The organism is Kitasatospora sp. MAA4 (assembly GCF_029893355.1).
In the GTDB taxonomy this organism is placed as follows: Bacteria; Actinomycetota; Actinomycetes; order Streptomycetales; family Streptomycetaceae; genus Kitasatospora.
This window is the reverse complement of record NZ_JARZAI010000003.1, coordinates 86,771-105,969: the sequence shown is the minus strand read 5'-3', so window position 1 is coordinate 105,969 and position 19,199 is coordinate 86,771. Positions and strand designations below refer to the sequence as shown.

The following is a 19,199-nucleotide window of genomic DNA, read 5'->3' as shown; positions in this document are numbered from 1 at the left end:
CACGTCTTACTTTACACGCTCCACGGCCTGCTCAACCAATCCGTTCCCAGCCCTCGGTGACGGGCCCCCGCGGGGGAACGCCGAAGGCCGGTACCCGTTTCGGATACCGGCCTTCGGCTTGTTGTGGAGCTACGGGGAATTGAACCCCGGACCTCTTGCATGCCATGCAAGCGCTCTACCAACTGAGCTACAGCCCCGCGACACGCGGCGTCCTCGCGGACTCCTGGTGCGGAGTGGAGCTACGGGGAATTGAACCCCGGACCTCTTGCATGCCATGCAAGCGCTCTACCAACTGAGCTACAGCCCCGCACTTCTCAGGATCCTCCGCCGCCCGACCGGGCGGCGCGTTTCCTGCGAACGAGGAAGACTCTAGCTGGTCAGGCCCGGAACTACGAAATCCCGGTGCGGGGACCGCGCCCGCCCTCAGGTGTCGTCACCGATGACGGGCTGCGGCAGCGTCCCCGCGTTGTGCTCCAACAGGCGCCAACCGCGCGCGCCGCGGCCGAGCACCGACCAGCAGCAGTTGGAGAGTCCGCCGAAGCACTCCCACTGGACCGGCTCCAGGCCGAGCAGTCGCCCGAGCATGGTGCGGATGGTGCCACCGTGGCTGACCACGACCAGCGTGCCCCGCTCCGGCAGCTTGTCGACGGCCTCCAGCACGATCGGCACCGAGCGGTCCGCGACCTCGCTGCTCAGCTCGCCGCCGCCGCGCCGGACCGCCTCGCCGCGCCCCCAGGCCTCGTACTGCTCGGGGAACCTGGCGCGGATCTCCGCGTTGGTCAGGCCCTGCCACTCGCCCGCGTAGGTCTCCTGCAGGCCCGCGTGGTGCTGGACGTCCAGACCGGTGAGCCTGGCCAGCTCGGCGGCCGTCGCGGCCGCCCGCTGGAGGTCCGAGGAGATCAGCAGGTCGGGGCTGAGCCCGGCGAGCAGCCGGGCGGACCGCTTGGCCTGCGCGACACCGGTCTCCGTCAGCGCGATGTCGGTGCTGCCCTGGAAGCGCGACTCCAGGTTCCACGACGTCTGTCCGTGGCGCCAGAAGACGATCCGAGGGCCCCCCTCCCGGCCGTTCAGCTGAGGTCCTCGGCGAAACCGACGGCGTTGCCCGCCTCGTCGGAGACGGCGTCCTCGGGACGGTTGCGGGTCGCCATCGCGTCGGCCGGCAGCGGCAGCTCGGGGCAGTCCTTCCAGAGCCGGTCCAGGGAGTAGAAGGAGCGCTCCTCGGAGTGCTGGACGTGCACCACGATGTCCAGGTAGTCGAGCAGGATCCAGCGGCCCTCGCGCTCGCCCTCGCGGCGCACCGGCTTGACGTCCAGCTGCTCGCGGAGCTGGTCCTCGACCTCCTCGGCGATCGCCTTGACCTGGCGGTCGTTGGCGGCGGAGGCGATGAGGAAGGCGTCGGTGATCGACAGGACGTCGCTGACGTCGAAGGCGATCAGGTTGTGCGCAAGCTTGTCGGCCGCCGCCTGCGCGGCGACGGTGATCATTTCCTGCGAGCGGTCTGTTGCGGTCACGGTGTTCTTCCGGCTCGATGACATGGGTGTGCCTTCCAGGATCTCACGCCGCCACCGGTCGCCCGCCCGGATTTCCGGGCGGGCGGGCCCATCCGCTAGAGCTTGGGCGCCTGGTAGTCCTTGCCCAGCACCACCACGAGGTCGGCGATCTGGGCGGCGGTGACCTTCTTCACTGCCGTCGCGGGCAGCCCGAGGCTGGTCGCCAGCGACTGCGCCGCGGCCGCGCGGGCGTCGTCGGTGTAGTCGATCTCGCTGGTCGCCTGCGGGGCCGGGGCCTTGCCGCCGCCGGGGACGAAGTTGAGGCCCGCGTTGACCACCTGGATCTGCGCGGCCGCGGCCGACTGGTCGTTCCCGGAGGCGTCCACGATGCTGACCCGGGCCGGGAGGTTGTTGGCCGCGGCCGTGTGCACGGTGCCCCCGAGCACGTCCTTGACCTGCGGACCGGCGGTGGCCTGGTCCAGCGTGCCGTCCGGCTTGACCGCCAGCGTGCTGGTGCTGAAGTGACCGGCCTGGGCCTGCTGGGACAGCTCGACGAGCAGACCGGCCAGCGCCTTCTCGGGCAGCGAGGGGTCGAGCACCGCGTTCATCCGGTGCACGTCGTCGGTGGCGTCGGGAAGGTCGGTCGGCATGGTGCGCACCAGCGCGTCCAGCACCTGGCCGAACCGGGCCAGCTGGGCGTCCGCGCTCTCACCGGGGGCCTGGTAGGTGGCGTAGGCCACTGCGGCGGGTCCGGTCAGCGTGCGCTGCTGTCCCTTCTCGACCAGCACCTTGCCGGTGGCGTCCGGGATCTGCGCGTTGGTGTCCACCTTGATCCCGCCGAGCTGGGAGACCAGCAGCTGGAGGTAGGGGGTGTCCAGTCGCCAGGTGCCGGCCACCGTGGCGCCCAGCAGGTTGCCCAGGGCGTCCCGGGTGGGCGCCGTGCCGATCGCGTCCATCGCCTTGTTCAACGGGGTGGCGGCCGCGTCGGCGGACGCCGGCAGCTGCAGGCCGCCGGGCAGCAGCAGTGCCGAACCCTTGTGCCCCGAGGCGTCGTTGACGAGCAGCGCGGTGCTCACGTTGCCCTGCAGGTCGCGCAGGTGGACGACCACGACACTGCGCGGTCCGGCCGCCGCGGCCGCCGACTGGGTCCCGTTGAAAGCGCCGGTGTACCAGAGGTAGCCGGCGCCGCCGGCAGCCACCAGGGCCAGCGCGACCACGGCGCCGATCGCCCGGGTGCGCAGCTTGCGGCGGCGCTCGTCGCGGCGCTCGGAGCGCGACTCGGCGAACTTCAGCCAGTCGATGACGTCCTCGGTCTCCTCCGCCTCTTCGTCGACGAAGGTGAACTCACCGGTCTGGTACGGGTCCTGGTCGCCGCCCTGGGCCGGCTTGGCGGTGCTGCGCCGACCGCCGACCTGCTCGGACGGCACGCTGGGCACGGCCGCGGCGGGCTTGGCGGCCGCGGGCGGCGCACTGCGCGGCCGCGGCGGCCGGGCGGCGGGCGGCGGGACGACCGGCGCGGCGACGGGCTGCGCGGGCCGGACAGGCTGCACCGGCGCGGCGTAGGCCTGCGGCGGCTGGGCGTAGGGGTCGTACGGCTGCTGCTCGTACGGGACGTAACCGTGCGGCTGCGCGTACCCGTCGTACACCGGCTGCTCGTACACCGGCTGCTGCTCGTAGCCCTGGCCGTACGGCTGCGCCTGCGGCTGCTGCTGGTACTGGACGTACGGCTGCTCGTACGGGCTCTGCCCCTGCTGAGGCTGCCCGTACGGCTGCTGCTGCCCGTACGGGTCGTAGGGCTGCTGCTCGTAGCCCTGGCCGTACGGCTGCTGGGCCTGCGGGTACTGCCCGGTGGACCAGTCGCCGTCCTCGGGTCCCCTGCGGTCTGCCGATCCGGTCACGCCGTCCCTCAGGTCTTCCGTGTGGGCCGGGCTGTCGCCCCGCCGTCGTACGTCCTCTGCCCGTCGGCTCAGCCGGCGTCCACGTAGAGCGCCCGCTTGTCGATGTAGCGCACCACCCCGTCGGGGACCAGGTACCAGACCGGTTCGCCCTTGGCGACCCGCAACCGGCAGTCGGTGGAGGAGATGGCCAGCGCGGGCACCTCGACCAGCGAGACCCCGCCGGCCGGTAGCCCGGCATCCGTCAGGACGTGCCCCGGCCGGGTGCAGCCGATGAAGTGCGCGAGGGAGAAGAGCTCCGCGGCGTCCCGCCAGGAGAGGATCTGCGCGAGGGCGTCGGCGCCGGTGATGAAGAAGAGGTCGGCGTCGGGATGTATCGCCCGCAGGTCGCGCAGGGTGTCCACGGTATAGGTGGGGCCGGTGCGGTCGATGTCGATCCGGCTGACCGAGAACTGCGGGTTCTCGGCGGTCGCGATCACGGTCATCAGGTAGCGGTCCTCGGCGGCCGACACCGGTCGGCCGGTCTTCTGCCAGGGCTGCCCGGTGGGGACGAAGATGACCTCGTCGAGGTGGAACGCGCTGGCGACCTCACTGGCCGCGACCAGGTGGCCGTGGTGGATGGGGTCGAAGGTGCCGCCCATCACGCCGATCCGCTCACGCCCGCGCGGCCGCGCTGCCGGCCTGCTCTCTCCCATGCCGCCACACCTTACGCGACCCGGATGACCGGGACAGTGCCCCGCCCGGGCCGTGCAGATGCCGACGGGAGCGGCCCCGGTCCTCGGAGCGCTCCCGGCCCAGCTGTCCCGCGTCGGAGCCGGCTCAGCGGTCCTTGTTGAAGCGGGTGGTCAGGTAGAGCAGCAGCAGCAGGATGCCGAGCGCGCATCCGCCAGTGAGCAGCGGCTGCAGGCTGGGGTGGTTGCCGCCCTCGGCAAGCGTGGCCAGGCGGGGCAGAACGTTGGAGGTCATGATCGGCAGGGCCTTCTCGACTCGATGGCGGGCCAGGACGCGAGTCCCGGCGACCTGGGCGGCCGCGCGCTCATCGTACGGGGCCCTCAGGTGCAACCGCGCGGCGGCTCCCCGCGTCTGACCCGGGGTAAGAGGACTCTGCGCCGACCGGCGTCCTACGGGCGTTCTAGTTGTCGCGCCCGGCGCGGAGCAGGATCCAGCCCAGCAGGATCACGCCCACGATCGAGCCGAGCACGACCAGCCGCAGGAAGAGCCCGGGGCCGCTCTCGTTCGAGATCGGTCCGGCCAGGTTCACCAGGGCGGTGGGGGACATCGGCGGGCTCCTCGGGGGTGGTGTTTCGCTCGGGGAGTCAGCCTAGACCCGGGTATACCGGACACCCGCCACCGCCCCCGGCGAGGACGCCCGTGCGGCGTACGCTCAGCCCGGGGACGAGTGCGCAGAAGCAGGCGTTGAACCAGTCGAACAGCGGGGGCCGGCGTTGTGCCGGGACCGGCGTCGAGCAGGAGGTACTCAAGCACTATGACCGATTCCACCCGTGGCACCGACCCGCTCGCCAAGGGCAGCGCGCCGAGCCGTCGCCGTCAGCGCTTCCCCGAGATCTCCAGCCGGGCCTGGGAGCACCCGGCCGACCGCTCGGCGCTGGTGGCGCTGCGCAAGCTCAGCGGTTTCGACGACATCCTCAAGAAGCTGGCCGGGCTGGTCTCCGAGCGCAGCGTGCGGCTGATGTTCCTGGCCACCGCCGTGAAGACCTCCGAGCGCCAGTTCCCCGAGCTGTTCGACATGGTCCGCGACGCGGCGTACATCCTGGACCTGGAGAAGGTCCCGGACCTCTACGTGACGCAGGACCCGCAGGTCAACGCCATGTGCATCGGCATGGACACCCCGGTCATCGTGGTCACCAGCGGCCTGGTCGAGCTGCTCGACGAGGAGGAGCTGCGGGCCGTGATCGGCCACGAGGTCGGACACGCGATGTCCGGGCACGCGGTCTACCGGACGATGCTGCTGATCCTCACCAACCTGGCCACCCGGGTCGGCTGGATCCCGCTCGGCAACCTGGCCATCATGGCGCTGGTCACCGCGCTCAAGGAGTGGTTCCGCAAGGCCGAGCTCTCCTGCGACCGGGCCGGCCTGCTGGCCGGGCAGGACCCGCAGGCCTCGATGCGCGGCCTGATGAAGCTGGCCGGCGGCCACAACCTCGGCGAGATGAACGTGGACGCGTTCCTGGAGCAGGCCGAGGAGTACGACAAGGCCGGGGACCTGCGCGACAGCGTGCTGAAGCTGCTCCAGGTGCTGCCGCAGACCCACCCGTTCGCGGTGGTCCGGGTCGCCAAGCTGAAGCAGTGGTCGGAGAGCGAGGAGTACCGCTCGATCCTGGCCGGCGCCTACCCGCGCCGCACGGAGGACGAGAACGCCACCGTCAGCGAGCAGTGGAAGGCGGCGTACGACTCGTACGGCAAGTCCGTGAAGGAGACCAAGGACCCGCTCTTCAGCCTGATCCGCGACATCGCGGACGGCGCCGGGTCGGTCGGCGGCAAGCTGCGCGACACCTTCACCGGCGCACGGAACTCCGGCTCGCAGGACAGCGGCGAGGAATAGCGGGGTGTCGGGAATTCCCGTTCTGAAAAGAACTTCAGAACGGGAATTCCCGAACAGGTGAATGCACCTGAGGAATTCTTCAGAACGGAGTTTCCCGGCACATCAGACAATGGCCTTGCCACGCCGCGCAATTCACCTATGCTGACGCAATGCAACTATTGATGGTCGAGGACGAGGAACGCCTGGCACAGTCGCTCAGCCAGGGACTGCGGGCCGAGGGCTACGCGGTGGATGTGGTGGGCGACGGCCTCAGCGGGCTGGAACTCGCGCGCTCCGGCGACTACGCGGCCGTCGTGCTCGACCTGATGCTGCCGGGAATGAACGGCTTCCGGGTCTGCGAGGAACTGCGCCGCGACGCGAACGCGGTGCCGATCCTGATGCTCACCGCGAAGAACGGCGAATACGACGAGGCCGAGGCGCTGGACTGCGGCGCCGACGATTTCCTCAGCAAGCCGTTCTCCTATGTCGTACTGACCGCCCGGCTGCGCGCGCTGCTGCGCCGCGGTGCGGCGAGCCGTCCTGCGGTCCTGGCGGTCGGCAACCTGCGGATCGACCCGGCGGCCCGCCGGTGCACCGCGGGCGACACCGTGCTGAAGCTCACCAACAAGGAGTTCGGCGTCCTGGAGTGCCTGGTGCGGCGACCCGACCAGGCAGTGCCCAAGGCCGAGATCCTGGACGCCGTCTGGGACTCCGCCTTCCGCGGCGACGTCAACATCGTCGAGGTCTACATCGCGGCGCTGCGCCGCAAGTTGCACGCGGCCGGCGCCGACTGCCTGATCGAGACCGTCCGCGGCATCGGCTACCGGGCGGTGTCCGATGCCCGCTGAGAACCCCGTGCTCCGGTGGCTCCCCCGCTGGCGCAAGCTCGCGGTCCGCACCCGCGCCGCGCTGGCCGCCGCAGCCGCCGCGGCGCTGGCCTTCACGCTGGCCACCGTGCTGGCGGGCAACGCGGTGCACAGCACCATGATGAGCCAGCAGGAGGACCACGCCTGGCGCACCGGGCAGAGCGTCGCCTTCGGCATACCGGACAGCCCGCGGGAGCCGTACGCGGACGCCTCGTACGTGGTGACCGACCAGAACGGGACGTGGCTGCGCAGCACCAACCTGTTCAACCAGTACACCGCCGATACCGGCTACGGGCGCCCCGGCGTCCAGCCGCTGCCGCTCCCGGCCTACGACTCGACAGCGTTCCACCCGGGCCTGAAGGTGCAGTTCCACTTTCCCGGCGCGTCCGACAGCAAGCAGTCGATCGCCGGGCGGACCGTCACCCTGCTGACCTTCCCGACCAATCCGGTGACCACCGCGGACCTGCTCAAGTACACCGGCCAGCCGAACCTGCCGACGCAGACCCCGCGCATCTACGTGCTGGTCAACCCGCTGGACGCCGAGGCGGCCGCCGCCAACGTCACCCACGTGCTGGCCTGGTACCTGATCCCCTGGGGCACCCTGTTCGTCGCCCTGATCGCCTGGCTGGTGACCGGTCTCGCACTGCGGCCCGTCGAGCGGATCCGGCGCCGGATGGCCGAGATCGGCGAGGGCGCCTTCCACGAGCGCGTCCCCGTGCCGCACGCCCGCGACGGCATCGCCCGGCTGGCCCGGACCACCAACACCACGCTGGACCGGCTGGAACAGGCGATCGTCCAGCAGCGCCAACTGGTCGCCGACACCTCGCACGAGCTGCGCAGCCCGCTGGCCACGCTGCGCAACTCGCTGGAGGTGCCGCTGGCCCACCCCGAGGGCGTGGACTGGCCCGCCGTGGTCGAGGGGGCACTGGGCGACACCGGCCGCCTCCAGGACCTCACCGACGACCTGCTGATGCTGGCCTCCCCCACCCGGAGCAGCGAGCGCACGCAGGAGGTCGAGCTGCACGACCTGGTGAGCGAGCAGATCGCCGAACGGACCCACGCCCCCGGCCCGCCGCGCTGGACGGCCACCCTGGACACTGCCACCGTGCCCGGCCAGGAGCTGCTGGTCGGCCGCCTGGTCCGCAACCTGCTGGACAACGCCGCGCGCTACGCGGTCGAGGAGGTCTCGGTCTCGCTGGTCCGTGACGACAGCTCGCTGATCCGCGACTCCCGCTCGGTCGTGCTGACGGTCAGCGACGACGGCCCCGGCATACCGGAGGAGGACCGGGAGCGGGTCTTCGAACGCTTCGTCCGCCTCGACAGCGCCCGCGACCGGGCCTCCGGCGGCGCCGGCCTGGGCCTCGCGCTGGCCCGCACCATCGCCGAGGGCCTCGGCGGCACCGTCCAAGCCGTCGAACCGCTGGACGGACGCGGTGCCCGGCTGGTCGTCCGGCTGCCGCTCAGCCCGCCGGCGTCGTCGTAGGCGCCAGCACGCCGCACTGCTGCCAGGCCGGCTGCGAGCGGTCGGCCGGGTTGACCTGACCGGGCGAGGCGACGGTGGAACCGGCCGGCAGCGGCTGGAGGTAGCCGGCCTGGGCGGCGCCGCAGGCGGTGGGCCCGGCCTGGACCACCGCGTTGACCACCCGCAGCTGGCCGTTGGCGATGTCGGTGCGGTCCAGGTCCATCCGGACCTCGCGGCGCACGGTGTAGAGGCTCACCTGCCCGGTGGCCGCGGTGCCCGCCGCGGTCGCCGGGCGCAGCGCGTACACCAGGGTGTCGTCGCTGGTGATCTCCAGCAGCGAGGAGTTCACTTCGGCGACCTTGACCGTGCCGGCCACCTTCACGGTGTCCGAGGCCAGCGCGACCTTGGCCGGGTCGAAGCGGACCATCCAGCCGGTCAGCGCGTGGTGCTGGTCGTCGGTCGGGCTGGCCACGCTGTCGTCGAACTGACCCTGCTCGGACGGCGCCAGCATGGTCCGCACCGGCAGCGTGGCGCCGTCGGTGAGCGTCTGCGCGCTGAGCTCGGAGACCTCCAGATAGCCCTGGACGGTCTGCAGCGCCTGGGTGAGCTCGGCCTGGCTGAAGTGGGCGGTGCTCGCCTTGGTGGGCACCCCCAGGCCGGCGGCTCCGTCCGCGAAGCCCGCCGAGGCGGGCAGCGAGGCGAACGGCAAGGCCGCGTCGACGGCCGGCACGGCGGCGGTGGCCGGGACCAGCTCGGTGAACTCGCTGGTCAGCTGGGTCCCGGCGGACAGGCCCGCGTCCCGCTGCGGGGCACTGATGCCGAAGTAGACCGCGGCACTGAAGGCCATCACGATGAGCAGCAGCAGGGTCAGTGCCTGGCGCGGCAGCGAGGCCAGCATCCCCAGGCCCACCCGGCGCCGGACCGGGTGCGTCCAGCCGCCGCCCAGCCGTTCGCTGGCGGACAGCTCCTGGATCCGGGCAGCCCGGACGAATGATTCGTCGAAAACGACGGATCGGTATTCGTCATCGTTTCCGGATCCGCCCTCGGGCGCACCATCCGGAGGATCACCCGGGTCACCCATACGTCAAGAGTAGAGCGCGAACCGCGTCCTGAACGAGGCCCGCGGCGCAACTTCCGCGCCGGTGCGAGCGGACGGCCGGGCTCACCCGGCGGGCTGGGGTACGGCGGAGGCGGCCGAGGCCATCGAGCCGGCCGGGACGGTCGGCTGGACCGGGAGATAACTGCTGGTGCTGCCCACGCCGGGGCCCCGGCCGGGCGCGGTGCCCGCACCGCCGGAACCGCGGTAGACGGCGGCGACCGCGACGGCCACCAGGCTCGCGCCCATCAGGATCACCAGCACCCAGGCCACCGGCCGGTGCCAGCGCTGCTGGGCGACCTGGCGGCGGCCGAGCGGCCCGCGCGAGCCGTAGCCGGGCCAGCGGGTCGCACGGCGGCGCGCGGCCGGGCGGCGCGGGCCGACCCAGGGGTCGGTGTAGATCCGGTCGTCGTCCAGGCCCGACGGATGCGGCCGCAGCTCCAGCGGCAGACCGTCGTACCCCTCGGGGCCGGCCGGTTCCAGGGCCCAGCCGGGCACCGCGTCCGGCTCCAGCCGGGCCTCGGCCGCGGCCAGCTGCCGCTCCCGGGCGCTCGGCTCGTGCACGGCGGCGCAGCGGACGAAAGCCTCGTCGAAGACCACGGTGGCGAACTCGTCGTCCGCTCCACCGTGGTCGGCGCCGTCGGAGTACGGCGAGCCCCCCACATCCTCAGCCACGGGATTCAATGTATTACCGAGGGAGCGATTTGTCTGTGGCTCGGGGCACTTGGCATCCGTACAGGTGTACTTCTTCAGCCTCCGACGGTCTGCGTCGCCTCGCCGCGTACATGCCCGTCACCAGTGACGATGTACTTGGTGGAGGTCAGCTCCGGCAGGCCCATCGGGCCTCGGGCATGCAGCTTCTGGGTGGAGATGCCGATCTCGGCGCCGAAGCCGAACTCACTCCCGTCGGTGAACCGCGTCGAGGCGTTGACGGCCACCGTGGTGGCATCCACCAGCTGGGTGAAACGGCGGGCGGCGGCCTGCGAGGTGGTGACGATCGCCTCGGTGTGGCCGGAGGACCAGCGGCGGATGTGCTCGACGGCGGCGTCCAGCGAGGGGACCACCGCGGCGGCGAGGTCGTAGGAGAGGTACTCGGTCTCCCAGTCCTCCTCGGTGGCGGGGACGACGGTGGCCGGACCGCCCTCGGCGGCCTTGAGTACCGCCTCGTCGCCGTGCACCGTCACCCCGGCCTCGGCCAGCGCCGCCAGCGCCAGCGGCAGGAAGGCGTCCGCGACGTCCTGGTGGACCAGCAGGGTCTCGGCGGAGTTGCAGACGCTGACCCGCTGCGCCTTGGAGTTGAGCAGAATGCCCACCGCCATCGCCAGGTCGGTCTGGGCGTCCACGTAGACGTGGCAGTTGCCGGTGCCGGTCTCGATCACCGGGACGGTCGAGCCCTCGACCACGGTACGGATCAGCGAGGCGCCGCCGCGCGGGATCAGCACGTCCACCAGGCCGCGGGCGCGCATCAGCTCGGTGACCGACTCCCGGCTCTCGCCCGGGACCAGCTGGATCACGTCGGCGGGCAGGCCGGCCGAGGCGACCGCGTCGCGCAGCACCTCCACCAGCGCGGTGTTGGAGCGGTAGGCCGAGGCCGAGCCGCGCAGCAGCACCGCGTTGCCGGACTTCAGGCAGAGCGCGGCGGCGTCCGCCGTGACGTTGGGGCGGGCCTCGTAGATGATGCCGACCACGCCGAGCGGGACCCGGACCTGGCGCACGTCCAGGCCGTTGGGCAGCGTGTAGCCGCGCACCACCTCGCCGACCGGGTCGGGCAGCGCGGCGACGTCGCGCACGTCGGAGGCGATCGCGACGATCCGCTCGACCGTCAGGGTGAGCCGGTCCACCACCGACTCGGCCGTACCGGCCGCCCGGGCCCGCGCGACGTCCTCGGCGTTGGCCGCGGTGATCTCGGGGGTACGGGCCACCAGCGCGTCGGCCATCGCCACCAGCGCGGCGTCCTTCAGCGAGCGCGGCAGCGGGGCGAGTGCGGCGGCGGCCGTACGGGCTCGGCGCGCGGCTGCGAGGACAGGGCTGTCGGTAGTCATGTCCCGAAGCGTAACGAGTCCGTCCTCCCCCAGAGGGACGTGTCTCAGCTGTCAGTACGGGTGCACGCCGCCGAGCTGCGGCGGCGGGTCGGCGAAGCCCTCGGCCAGCCGCTGGTGGTAGGTGGCCCGGTCGACCACCTCCAGGCCGACGATCTCCCAGGGCGGCAGCTTGGCGCTCGCCTTGTGCTCGCCCCAGAGCCGCAGCGCGATGGCCGCCGCGTCGTGCAGGTCCCGGGCCTGCTCCCAGTAGCGGATCTCGGCGTGGTCGGCCGCGTAGCGGGCGGTCAGGAAGAACGAGTGGTCGTGTGCCAGCCGCTCCAGAGAGGCCCGCAGGTCACCCAGCGGGGTCACCTCACCGGCCACGCTGAGCACCACGTGCCAGAGCCGGCCCTGCTCCGGCTGGGGCGGCGACGCGACCGGCCCGGTGGCCGGGCGCAGCTCCCGTACGGTGGCTCCGGCCGTCGCTCCCTCGTGCCTGCGTGCCACCGGCGGCCTCCTGTTCGACGCTGGACTGTCCGGAACCCGGGCGCGCGCGACCTGGCGGGCCGTCAACCGCGCAGCACGACCAGGTCGTCCCGGTGGATGACCTCGCGCTCGTACGCGGCGCCGAACTCCTGGGCCAGTTCCCGCGTCGAGCGCCCGAGCAGGCGCGGCAGCTCCCTCGCATCAAAGTTGACCAGCCCACGCGCCACGATGTGGCCGTTTTCGGCAAGAAGGTCCACCGGATCGCCCGCGGCGAAGTCCCCGTCGACCCCGGTGACCCCGGCCGGCAGCAGCGACTTGCCGCCCTCCACGACGGCCGTGACGGCTCCCGCGTCCAGGTGCAGGGCGCCGCGCGGGCTGCTGGCGTGGGCCAGCCAGAGCAGCCGGTCGGCGGTGCGCGCGCCGGTGCGGGTGAAGAGTGTGCCGGTCTGCCGGCCGGCCAGCGCGTCGGCGGCGTGCCGGGCGGCGGTGAGCACCACGGGGATGCCCGCGCCGGTGGCGATCCGGGCCGCCTCGACCTTGGTCACCATGCCGCCGGTGCCGACGCCGGCCTTGCCCGCGCTGCCGATCTCGATGCCGGCCAGGTCCTGCGGGCCGCGCACCTCGGCGATCCGGCTGCTGCCGGGACGGCTGGGGTCGCCGTCGTAGAGGCCGTCCACGTCGGAGAGCAGCACCAGCAGGTCGGCCCGGACCAGGTGGGCCACCAGCGCGGCGAGCCGGTCGTTGTCGCCAAACTTGATCTCGGCGGTGGCCACCGTGTCGTTCTCGTTGACGATCGGCACCGCGCCCATCGCCAGCAGCTGGTCCAGCGTGCGGTAGGCGTTGCGGTAGTGCGCCCGCCGGCTGGCGTCCTCGGCGGTCAGCAGCACCTGGCCGACCCGGCGGCCGTAGCGGGCGAAGGAGGCGGTGTAGCGGGCCACCAGCAGGCCCTGGCCCACGCTGGCGGCGGCCTGCTGCCGGGCCAGGTCGTGCGGGCGGCGGTCCAGGCCCAGCGGGGCCAGGCCGGCCGCGATGGCGCCGGAGGAGACCAGCACGATCTCCGGGGCCTCGGGCCGTCCGAGCGCCGTGGCCAGCGCGTCCACCAGGGCGTCCACCCGGTCGGCGTCCAAACCGCCGGCGGCCGTGGTGAGCGAGGAGGAGCCGACCTTGACGACGACCCGGCGGGCTGCCAGGACGTCCTCTCGCAGTGTCTGATCGTTCATCAAGAGTCCCTCACGCAGTACGGTCCGCCTCTGCGCGCAATCTACGCGACGAGGCGGACCGTTCAGTACCGCATATCACCCGGTGGACCCAGAGGGTCAGACCTCGTCGTCGCCCTCGTCGACGGCGGCCGGGCGGCCGGAGGAGAGCGCCTCGAAGTTGCGGAACTCGTCCTCGGCGGCGTCCCGGTTCTTCAGCTTGTCGCGGCGGCGGTCGACGGCCGGACGCGGGGTCTCGAAGCGGTGGTCCTCGCCGCGGCGGCCGAGCATCTCGGCGCCGGCGGCCATGGTGGGCTCCCAGTCGAAGACGACCGCGTTCTCGTCCGGGCCGATGATGACGGTGTCACCCTCCTTGGCCCCGACCTTCCACAGCTTGTCCTCGACGCCGAGCCGGGCCAGCCGGTCGGCGAGGTAGCCGACTGCCTCGTCGTTGGAGAAGTCGGTCTGGCGCACCCAGCGCTCCGGCTTGAGGCCGCGCACGCGGTAGGCGCCGTCCTCCTCGGTGACGGTGAAGCCGGCGTCGTCCACGGCGGTGGGCCGCAGCACGATCCGGGTCGACTCCTCGACCGGCTTGGCCGCGCGGGCGTCGGCGACGATCTGCGCCATCGCGTAGTTCAGCTCGCGCAGGCCCGAGCGGGAGGCGGCGGAGATCTCGAAGACGCGGTAGCCGCGCTCCTCCAGCGAGGCGCGGGTCAGGTCGGCGATGTCCTGGCCGTCCGGGACGTCCACCTTGTTGAGCGCCACCAGTCGCGGACGGTTGTCCAGACCGCCGTACTGGGAGAGCTCCTCCTCGATGGTCTCCAGGTCGGTGAGCGGGTCGCGGCCCGGCTCCAGCGTCGCGCAGTCCAGCACGTGCACCAGGACGGTGCAGCGCTCGACGTGGCGCAGGAACTCCAGGCCCAGGCCGCGGCCCTGGCTGGCGCCCGGGATCAGACCGGGCACGTCGGCGACGGTGTAGACGGTGTCGCCGGCGGTGACCACGCCGAGGTTCGGGATCAGGGTGGTGAACGGGTAGTCCGCGATCTTCGGCTTGGCGGCCGAGATCACCGAGATCAGCGAGGACTTGCCCGCGCTCGGGTAGCCGACCAGCGCGACGTCGGCGACGGACTTGAGCTCCATCACGATGTCGCGGGCCTCGCCGGGCTCGCCGAGCAGCGCGAAGCCGGGTGCCTTGCGGCGGGAGGAGGCGAGCGCGGAGTTGCCGAGGCCGCCACGGCCACCGGCGGCGGCGATGAAGGTCGTGCCGTTGCCGACCAGGTCGCCGAGCACGTTGCCCTGCTTGTCGAGCACCACGGTGCCGTCCGGCACGTACAGCACCAGGTCGTCGCCGGTGGAGCCGGTGCGGTGGCCGCCGGCGCCGGGCTTGCCGTTCTGCGCCTTGCGCTTGGGCGAGTGGTGGTACTCCAGCAGCGTGGTGATGCTGTTGTCGACCACCAGCGTGACGCTGCCGCCGTCGCCGCCGTTGCCGCCGTCCGGGCCTCCGAGCGGCTTGAACTTCTCCCGGTGCACGGAGGCGCAGCCGTGGCCCCCGTTACCCGCGGCGACGTGCAGTTCGACGCGGTCCACGAAGGTGGTCATGACGGGTGCCTCCAAGACAAGGGGAAAGACAAAGGGGTGAAACACAGGAGGGCGGACCGGAACAAACCGGTCCACCCTCCGTGAATCCTACCGAATGCCGCTTGACGCGGCGTCAGGAAGATCAGGCCTCGACGGCCACGATGTTGACGACCTTGCGGCCACGGTGCGTGCCGAACTCGACCGCACCGGCCTGCAGGGCGAACAGGGTGTCGTCGCCGCCACGGCCGACGTTCGCACCCGGGTGGAAGTGGGTGCCACGCTGGCGGACCAGGATCTCGCCGGCGTTGACCTTCTGGCCGCCGAAGCGCTTCACGCCGAGGCGCTGGGCGTTCGAGTCGCGGCCGTTACGGGTAGAGCTTGCGCCCTTCTTATGTGCCATCTCGCTATCCCCTTACTTACTTCGCGGTGTCGATGCTGGTGATGCGGATGGCCGTGTGGCGCTGGCGGTGGCCCTGGCGCCGACGGTAGCCGGTCTTGTTCTTGTAGCGAAGGATGACGATCTTCTCACCCTTGGTGTGGTCGACGACCTCGGCGTGCACCTTGATGCCGGCCAGGACCCACGGGTCGGAGGTGACGGCCTCGCCGTCGACGACCAGGATGGTCGAGAGCTCCACCGAGTCACCCGGCTTGACATCAACGCGGTCAATCTCCAGCACGTCGCCGATGGCGACCTTGTGCTGGCGGCCGCCGGCGCGAACGATCGCGTACATGCGGTACCTGCTTTCTTACTCGATCGGAACTCTCGATGCCAGCCGCCTGGGTACGGACACACGCGGCCTCCCTCGTCCCCCACCGTGAGGCGGAGCGCGAGAGGTGATCTGCTCGGGAGCGTGGCGTAGACACGCCGAAGGTCAAGAATACGGATCGGCTGCCATCAGGGCAAACCGGGCCGTACGGACCGGGGAGCGGGCGAGGTGCCCGCTCCCCGGCCAACGGGCCTACTCGGCCGCCGAATCACCCTCGGCGGCAGCTGCCTTCTTGGCCGCCGCGCTGGTCCGCTTGGTAGCGGTCTTGCGGGCGGTGGTCTTCTTGGCCGCCGTCGCCGTGGTCTTGGCGGCGGCGGTCTTCTTGGCGGCGGCCTTGCGCGGCGCCCGCTTCTTGGGAGCGGGAGCCTCCTCGGCCTCCGCCTGCGGCTCGGCGGGGGCCTCGACCGGCTCGACGACGGCCGGGGCCGCCTCCTCGACGGGGGCCTCGACCGGCGCCTGCGGCTGGGCCGCGGCGGCCAGGGCCGCCTCGACCACGGCCTCGGCGCGGGACTGCAGGACCACGATCTCGGCCTCGCCCGGCGAGCCGGCCGAAGCGGTGGCCTTGCGCACCGCGCGGCGGCGGGTCCGGCCGGCGGGTGCCGCGGCGACGGGCGCGATCTCGACCAGGCTCGGCTGCTCGACGGGCGCGGCCTCGACCTCGACCTCGACGGCCGGCTCCGCCTCGACGGACGCCGCGGGGACCTCGATCTCCAGCTGCTCACCGCCGGAGACGAACTCGAACTCCTCGTGCTCGTGCTCGTCGGCCTCGTCCAGCTCGTCCACGCCGTCCTCGATCAGGTGCGGCTGCGGCTCCTCGCTCGCGACGCCGCCCTTGCCCCGACGGCGGCGCTTGCCACCGGACGCGGCGGCCTCGCCGGCGGTGCCGACCGGGCCACCGCCGCCGCCCAGGGCGGTCGGCTGCTCCATGTGGACGATGACGCCGCGGCCGTTGCAGTGCACGCAGCTCTCGGAGAAGGACTCCAGCAGGCCCTGGCCGACCCGCTTGCGGGTCATCTGCACCAGGCCCAGCGAGGTGACCTCGGCCACCTGGTGCTTGGTCCGGTCCCGGCCCAGGCACTCCAGCAGGCGACGCAGCACCAGGTCCCGGTTGGACTCCAGCACCATGTCGATGAAGTCGATCACGATGATGCCGCCGAGGTCGCGCAGCCGCAGCTGGCGGACGATCTCCTCGGCCGCCTCGATGTTGTTGCGGGTGACGGTCTCTTCCAGGTTGCCGCCCTGGCCGACGAACTTGCCGGTGTTGACGTCGACGACGATCATCGCCTCGGTCCGGTCGATCACCAGCGAGCCGCCGCTGGGCAGCCAGACCTTGCGGTCCAGCGCCTTCATCAGCTGCTCGTCGATCCGGTAGGTGGCGAAGACGTCGACGTTGGACGTCCACTTCTGCAGCCGGTCCACCAGGTCGGGGGCCACCCCGCCGACGTACTCGTGGATGGTGTTCCACGCGTCGTTGCCGGAGACGATGACCTTGGTGAAGTCCTCGTTGAAGATGTCCCGGACCACCCGGACGGTCATGTCCGGCTCGCCGTAGAGGAGGGTCGGCGCGTTGCCGCTGGCGACCTTCTTCTGGATCTCCTCCCACTGACCCTGCAGACGCTGCACGTCGCGCGTCAGCTCCTCCTCGCTGGCGCCCTCGGCCGCGGTGCGCACGATCACGCCGGCGTCGTCCGGGACGATCTTCTTGAGGATCTGCTTGAGGCGGGCCCGCTCGTTCTCGGGCAGCTTGCGGCTGATGCCGGTCATCGAGCCCTCGGGCACGTAGACCAGGTAGCGGCCGGGCAGCGAGATCTGGCTGGTGAGCCGGGCGCCCTTATGGCCGATCGGGTCCTTGGAGACCTGCACCAGCACGGACTGGCCCGACTTCAGCACCGACTCGATGCGGCGCGGGCCGCTGTGGCCGAGCTGACCGAAGTTCACCTCACCGGCGTACAGCACCGCGTTGCGGCCCTTGCCGATGTCGACGAAGGCGGCCTCCATGGACGGCAGCACGTTCTGGACCTTGCCCAGGTAGACGTTGCCGACGTAGCTGGTGGCCTGCTCCTTGTTGACGTAGTGCTCGACCAGGACGCCGTCCTCCAGGACGCCGATCTGGGTGCGCTCGCCGTTCTGACGGACCACCATGACGCGCTCGACCGACTCCCGGCGGGCCAGGAACTCGGCCTCGGTGATGATCGGCACCCGGCGGCGGCCCAGCTCGCGGCCCTCGCGGCGGCGCTGCTTCTTGGCCTCCAGGCGGGTGGAGCCCTTGATGGACTGCACCTCGTCCGGGTCGAAGGACGGCTCGGTGGAGCGGCGGCGCGGCTCGCGGATCTTCACGACCGTGCGGACGTTCTCCTCGGCCTGGCCGTTGTCGGCCTGCTCAAGGGGCTCGCCACTGCGACGGCGGCGACGACGACGGCGACGCGAGGAGGCCAGGCCGCCGGCCAGGTCGTCCTCGTCGTCATCCTCGACGGACTCCTCGCCGGAGTCCTCGGTCTGCGACTCGACGGGCTCGTCCGCGGCCTGCTCGGTCTCCTGGACCTCGGTCTCGAACTCCTCCGACTCACCACGACGGCGGCGACGGCCACCGCGGCGGCGACGGCGCGAGGACGGCCGGCCGTCCTCCTCCCAGTCGGACTCCTGCTCGGGGCCCTGCGCGGCGACCTGCACCGGGACCTCGGCGGGCTCCACGGGCGGCGCGACCGGTGCGGCGGGCGCGACCGGTGCGGCCGGGGCCGGGGTCTCGGCGACGGCCTGGCGGGCCGGCGCCTGGCGGCCCGTGCGGCCGGCACCCTTGCGGGTCTGCGGCGTCACCCGGACGGGGGTACGGCCACCGCGGCGGCGGCGACCGACACCGCTGTACTCGTACTCCTCCTCGGTCTCCAGCTCCGGCAGACCGGCCGGGCCGCCCGCAGCGGGCGCGGCCGGCGCAGCAGCAGGTGCGGCGGGCGCGGGGGCTGCGGCCGGGGCGACGGGGGCCACCGGGGCGACGTAGGCGGTCGGCTCCTGGAAGACCGGAGCCTGGAAGATCGCGGTGGACGGACGCACCGCACGACGGCGGGCCCGCGGCGCGGACTCCGGCGCCGCCTCGGGCTCGGGCGCCACGACGGGGGCCGGCGCCTCGGCGACGACCTCCTCCGGCTCCTCGACGGCCGGCTCCGCGACCACCACGGGCGCACCAGCCGGCGACTCGGCACGCTTACGGGCCGTGCGACGCGCACGCACCGGCTTCTCCGGCTCCGGCTCAACAACCGGCTCAACGGCAACCGGCTCAGCGGGCGCCTCAACAGCGGCAACCTCGGCCGGCGCACCGGCCGGCGACTCGGCGCGCTTACGAGCGGTGCGACGCGCACGCACCGGCTTCTCCGGCTCCGCCTCGACAACCGGCTCAACGGCAACCGGCTCAGCGACAACCTCAGCGGGCGCACCAGCGGGCGACTCGGCACGCTTACGAGCGGTGCGACGCGCACGCACCGGCTTCTCCGGCTCCGGCTCAACAACCGGCTCAACGGCAACCGGCTCAGCGACCGGCGCGGTCTCGGCCGCGATCACGGTCTCCGCGCTCACCTCGGCCGCGCCCTGCGGGGCACCGGCCGGGCGGGACACCGCGCGACGGCGGCGGCGCACCGGAGCGGCAGAGCTCTCGCCGCTCGAATCGCCGGCGTGCTGCGTTTCAGTGTTCTCAGGCATGCGGGTGGATCTCCCGTCAGGCCCCCGGGCTCCGTATCCGGGCACGGCGCGCCACCGGTGGCCGGCCGTGGACGCGCTTCGGCGTCCGGGCCGACTCTCCACAGTGTCGC

Annotated in this window: 18 protein-coding genes and 2 tRNA genes; 3 read left to right on the top strand and 17 right to left on the bottom strand. The window is 72.3% G+C overall.

The features are described 5' to 3' along the window. Positions 1 to 124: 124 nt before the first annotated feature. The 8 genes from P3T37_RS05055 to P3T37_RS05020 form a co-directional block, all read right to left on the bottom strand. Positions 125 to 197 (bottom strand) — tRNA-Ala (locus P3T37_RS05055). A gap of 37 nt (positions 198 to 234) precedes the next feature. Beyond that, positions 235 to 307 (bottom strand) — tRNA-Ala (locus tag P3T37_RS05050). A 116-nt stretch (positions 308 to 423) separates the two neighbouring features. Continuing rightward, on the bottom strand, positions 424 to 1,071 hold the full coding sequence (locus P3T37_RS05045; protein WP_280722469.1) for a histidine phosphatase family protein: 648 nt from the start codon (positions 1,069 to 1,071) through the stop codon (positions 424 to 426). Beyond that, positions 1,068 to 1,511 carry a ribosome silencing factor gene (gene rsfS, locus P3T37_RS05040; protein WP_280722186.1) on the bottom strand — a complete coding sequence of 148 codons (444 nt, stop codon included), beginning with the start codon at positions 1,509 to 1,511 and terminating at the stop codon, positions 1,068 to 1,070. Before rsfS ends, P3T37_RS05045 begins: the two co-directional genes overlap by 4 nt. Before the next feature lie 95 nt (positions 1,512 to 1,606). Then, positions 1,607 to 3,388, bottom strand: a complete 1,782-nt coding sequence (locus P3T37_RS05035) for an LCP family protein (protein ID WP_280722185.1) — start codon at positions 3,386 to 3,388, stop codon at positions 1,607 to 1,609. A gap of 68 nt (positions 3,389 to 3,456) precedes the next feature. Next, the gene (gene nadD, locus P3T37_RS05030; RefSeq protein WP_280722184.1) at positions 3,457 to 4,080 is read right to left on the bottom strand and encodes a nicotinate-nucleotide adenylyltransferase; all 624 of its coding nucleotides are present in this window, start codon (positions 4,078 to 4,080) and stop codon (positions 3,457 to 3,459) included. Positions 4,081 to 4,204: 124 nt separating this feature from the next. Next, a complete protein-coding gene (locus P3T37_RS05025) occupies positions 4,205 to 4,351 on the bottom strand; it encodes a hypothetical protein (RefSeq protein WP_280722183.1) in 147 nt (48 codons plus the stop codon). Positions 4,352 to 4,517: 166 nt separating this feature from the next. After that, positions 4,518 to 4,664, bottom strand: coding sequence for a hypothetical protein (locus P3T37_RS05020; protein ID WP_280722182.1), 147 nt, complete (start codon positions 4,662 to 4,664; stop codon positions 4,518 to 4,520). A gap of 207 nt (positions 4,665 to 4,871) precedes the next feature. Here P3T37_RS05020 and P3T37_RS05015 point away from each other — a divergent pair, with 207 nt between their 5' ends. From P3T37_RS05015 to P3T37_RS05005, 3 genes are all read left to right on the top strand, one after another. Next, positions 4,872 to 5,948, top strand: coding sequence for a M48 family metallopeptidase (locus P3T37_RS05015; protein ID WP_280722181.1), 1,077 nt, complete (start codon positions 4,872 to 4,874; stop codon positions 5,946 to 5,948). A 149-nt stretch (positions 5,949 to 6,097) separates the two neighbouring features. Then, positions 6,098 to 6,775 (top strand): response regulator transcription factor, encoded by a 678-nt coding sequence (locus tag P3T37_RS05010; RefSeq protein ID WP_280722180.1) that lies wholly within the window; start codon positions 6,098 to 6,100, stop codon positions 6,773 to 6,775. Next, positions 6,765 to 8,276, top strand: a complete 1,512-nt coding sequence (locus tag P3T37_RS05005; RefSeq protein WP_280722179.1) for a HAMP domain-containing sensor histidine kinase — start codon at positions 6,765 to 6,767, stop codon at positions 8,274 to 8,276. The genes P3T37_RS05010 and P3T37_RS05005 overlap by 11 nt, the downstream gene beginning before the upstream one ends. Here P3T37_RS05005 and P3T37_RS05000 read toward each other — a convergent pair. From P3T37_RS05000 to P3T37_RS04960, 9 genes are all read right to left on the bottom strand, one after another. Continuing rightward, positions 8,254 to 9,336 (bottom strand): hypothetical protein, encoded by a 1,083-nt coding sequence (locus tag P3T37_RS05000; protein WP_280722178.1) that lies wholly within the window; start codon positions 9,334 to 9,336, stop codon positions 8,254 to 8,256. The two genes, P3T37_RS05005 and P3T37_RS05000, sit on opposite strands and share 23 nt — an antisense overlap. 81 nt (positions 9,337 to 9,417) lie before the next feature. Continuing rightward, the gene (locus tag P3T37_RS04995) at positions 9,418 to 10,026 is read right to left on the bottom strand and encodes a hypothetical protein (protein WP_280722177.1); all 609 of its coding nucleotides are present in this window, start codon (positions 10,024 to 10,026) and stop codon (positions 9,418 to 9,420) included. 74 nt (positions 10,027 to 10,100) lie between these two features. Continuing rightward, on the bottom strand, positions 10,101 to 11,393 hold the full coding sequence (locus P3T37_RS04990; RefSeq protein WP_280722176.1) for a glutamate-5-semialdehyde dehydrogenase: 1,293 nt from the start codon (positions 11,391 to 11,393) through the stop codon (positions 10,101 to 10,103). A 51-nt stretch (positions 11,394 to 11,444) separates the two neighbouring features. Beyond that, positions 11,445 to 11,831, bottom strand: coding sequence for a hypothetical protein (locus P3T37_RS04985; protein WP_280722468.1), 387 nt, complete (start codon positions 11,829 to 11,831; stop codon positions 11,445 to 11,447). Between the two features lie 110 nt (positions 11,832 to 11,941). Beyond that, the gene (gene proB, locus P3T37_RS04980; protein ID WP_280722175.1) at positions 11,942 to 13,078 is read right to left on the bottom strand and encodes a glutamate 5-kinase; all 1,137 of its coding nucleotides are present in this window, start codon (positions 13,076 to 13,078) and stop codon (positions 11,942 to 11,944) included. A gap of 96 nt (positions 13,079 to 13,174) precedes the next feature. Next, positions 13,175 to 14,653 (bottom strand): GTPase ObgE, encoded by a 1,479-nt coding sequence (obgE, locus tag P3T37_RS04975; protein WP_280722174.1) that lies wholly within the window; start codon positions 14,651 to 14,653, stop codon positions 13,175 to 13,177. A 121-nt stretch (positions 14,654 to 14,774) separates the two neighbouring features. Continuing rightward, entirely contained in the window at positions 14,775 to 15,032 is a 258-nt protein-coding gene (rpmA, locus tag P3T37_RS04970) for a 50S ribosomal protein L27 (RefSeq protein WP_035806175.1), read from the bottom strand. A 16-nt stretch (positions 15,033 to 15,048) separates the two neighbouring features. Further along, the gene (gene rplU, locus P3T37_RS04965) at positions 15,049 to 15,363 is read right to left on the bottom strand and encodes a 50S ribosomal protein L21 (protein WP_035806176.1); all 315 of its coding nucleotides are present in this window, start codon (positions 15,361 to 15,363) and stop codon (positions 15,049 to 15,051) included. A 228-nt stretch (positions 15,364 to 15,591) separates the two neighbouring features. Then, positions 15,592 to 19,089 carry an Rne/Rng family ribonuclease gene (locus P3T37_RS04960; RefSeq protein WP_280722173.1) on the bottom strand — a complete coding sequence of 1,166 codons (3,498 nt, stop codon included), beginning with the start codon at positions 19,087 to 19,089 and terminating at the stop codon, positions 15,592 to 15,594. Positions 19,090 to 19,199 lie beyond the last annotated feature (110 nt).

Excerpts from the sequence above, each read along its gene's own strand:
- P3T37_RS04960 (WP_280722173.1), bottom strand. The coding sequence starts at position 19,089 with ATGCCTGAGAACACTGAAACGCAGCACGCCGGCGATTCGAGCGGCGAG.
- P3T37_RS05025 (WP_280722183.1), bottom strand. The coding sequence starts at position 4,351 with ATGACCTCCAACGTTCTGCCCCGCCTGGCCACGCTTGCCGAGGGCGGC.
- rplU (WP_035806176.1), bottom strand. The coding sequence starts at position 15,363 with ATGTACGCGATCGTTCGCGCCGGCGGCCGCCAGCACAAGGTCGCCATC.
- P3T37_RS05015 (WP_280722181.1), top strand. The coding sequence starts at position 4,872 with ATGACCGATTCCACCCGTGGCACCGACCCGCTCGCCAAGGGCAGCGCG.
- obgE (WP_280722174.1), bottom strand. The coding sequence starts at position 14,653 with ATGACCACCTTCGTGGACCGCGTCGAACTGCACGTCGCCGCGGGTAAC.
- nadD (WP_280722184.1), bottom strand. The coding sequence starts at position 4,080 with ATGGGAGAGAGCAGGCCGGCAGCGCGGCCGCGCGGGCGTGAGCGGATC.
- P3T37_RS05005 (WP_280722179.1), top strand. The coding sequence starts at position 6,765 with ATGCCCGCTGAGAACCCCGTGCTCCGGTGGCTCCCCCGCTGGCGCAAG.
- P3T37_RS05020 (WP_280722182.1), bottom strand. The coding sequence starts at position 4,664 with ATGTCCCCCACCGCCCTGGTGAACCTGGCCGGACCGATCTCGAACGAG.
- rpmA (WP_035806175.1), bottom strand. The coding sequence starts at position 15,032 with ATGGCACATAAGAAGGGCGCAAGCTCTACCCGTAACGGCCGCGACTCG.
- P3T37_RS04990 (WP_280722176.1), bottom strand. The coding sequence starts at position 11,393 with ATGACTACCGACAGCCCTGTCCTCGCAGCCGCGCGCCGAGCCCGTACG.
- P3T37_RS05010 (WP_280722180.1), top strand. The coding sequence starts at position 6,098 with ATGCAACTATTGATGGTCGAGGACGAGGAACGCCTGGCACAGTCGCTC.
- proB (WP_280722175.1), bottom strand. The coding sequence starts at position 13,078 with ATGAACGATCAGACACTGCGAGAGGACGTCCTGGCAGCCCGCCGGGTC.
- P3T37_RS05000 (WP_280722178.1), bottom strand. The coding sequence starts at position 9,336 with ATGGGTGACCCGGGTGATCCTCCGGATGGTGCGCCCGAGGGCGGATCC.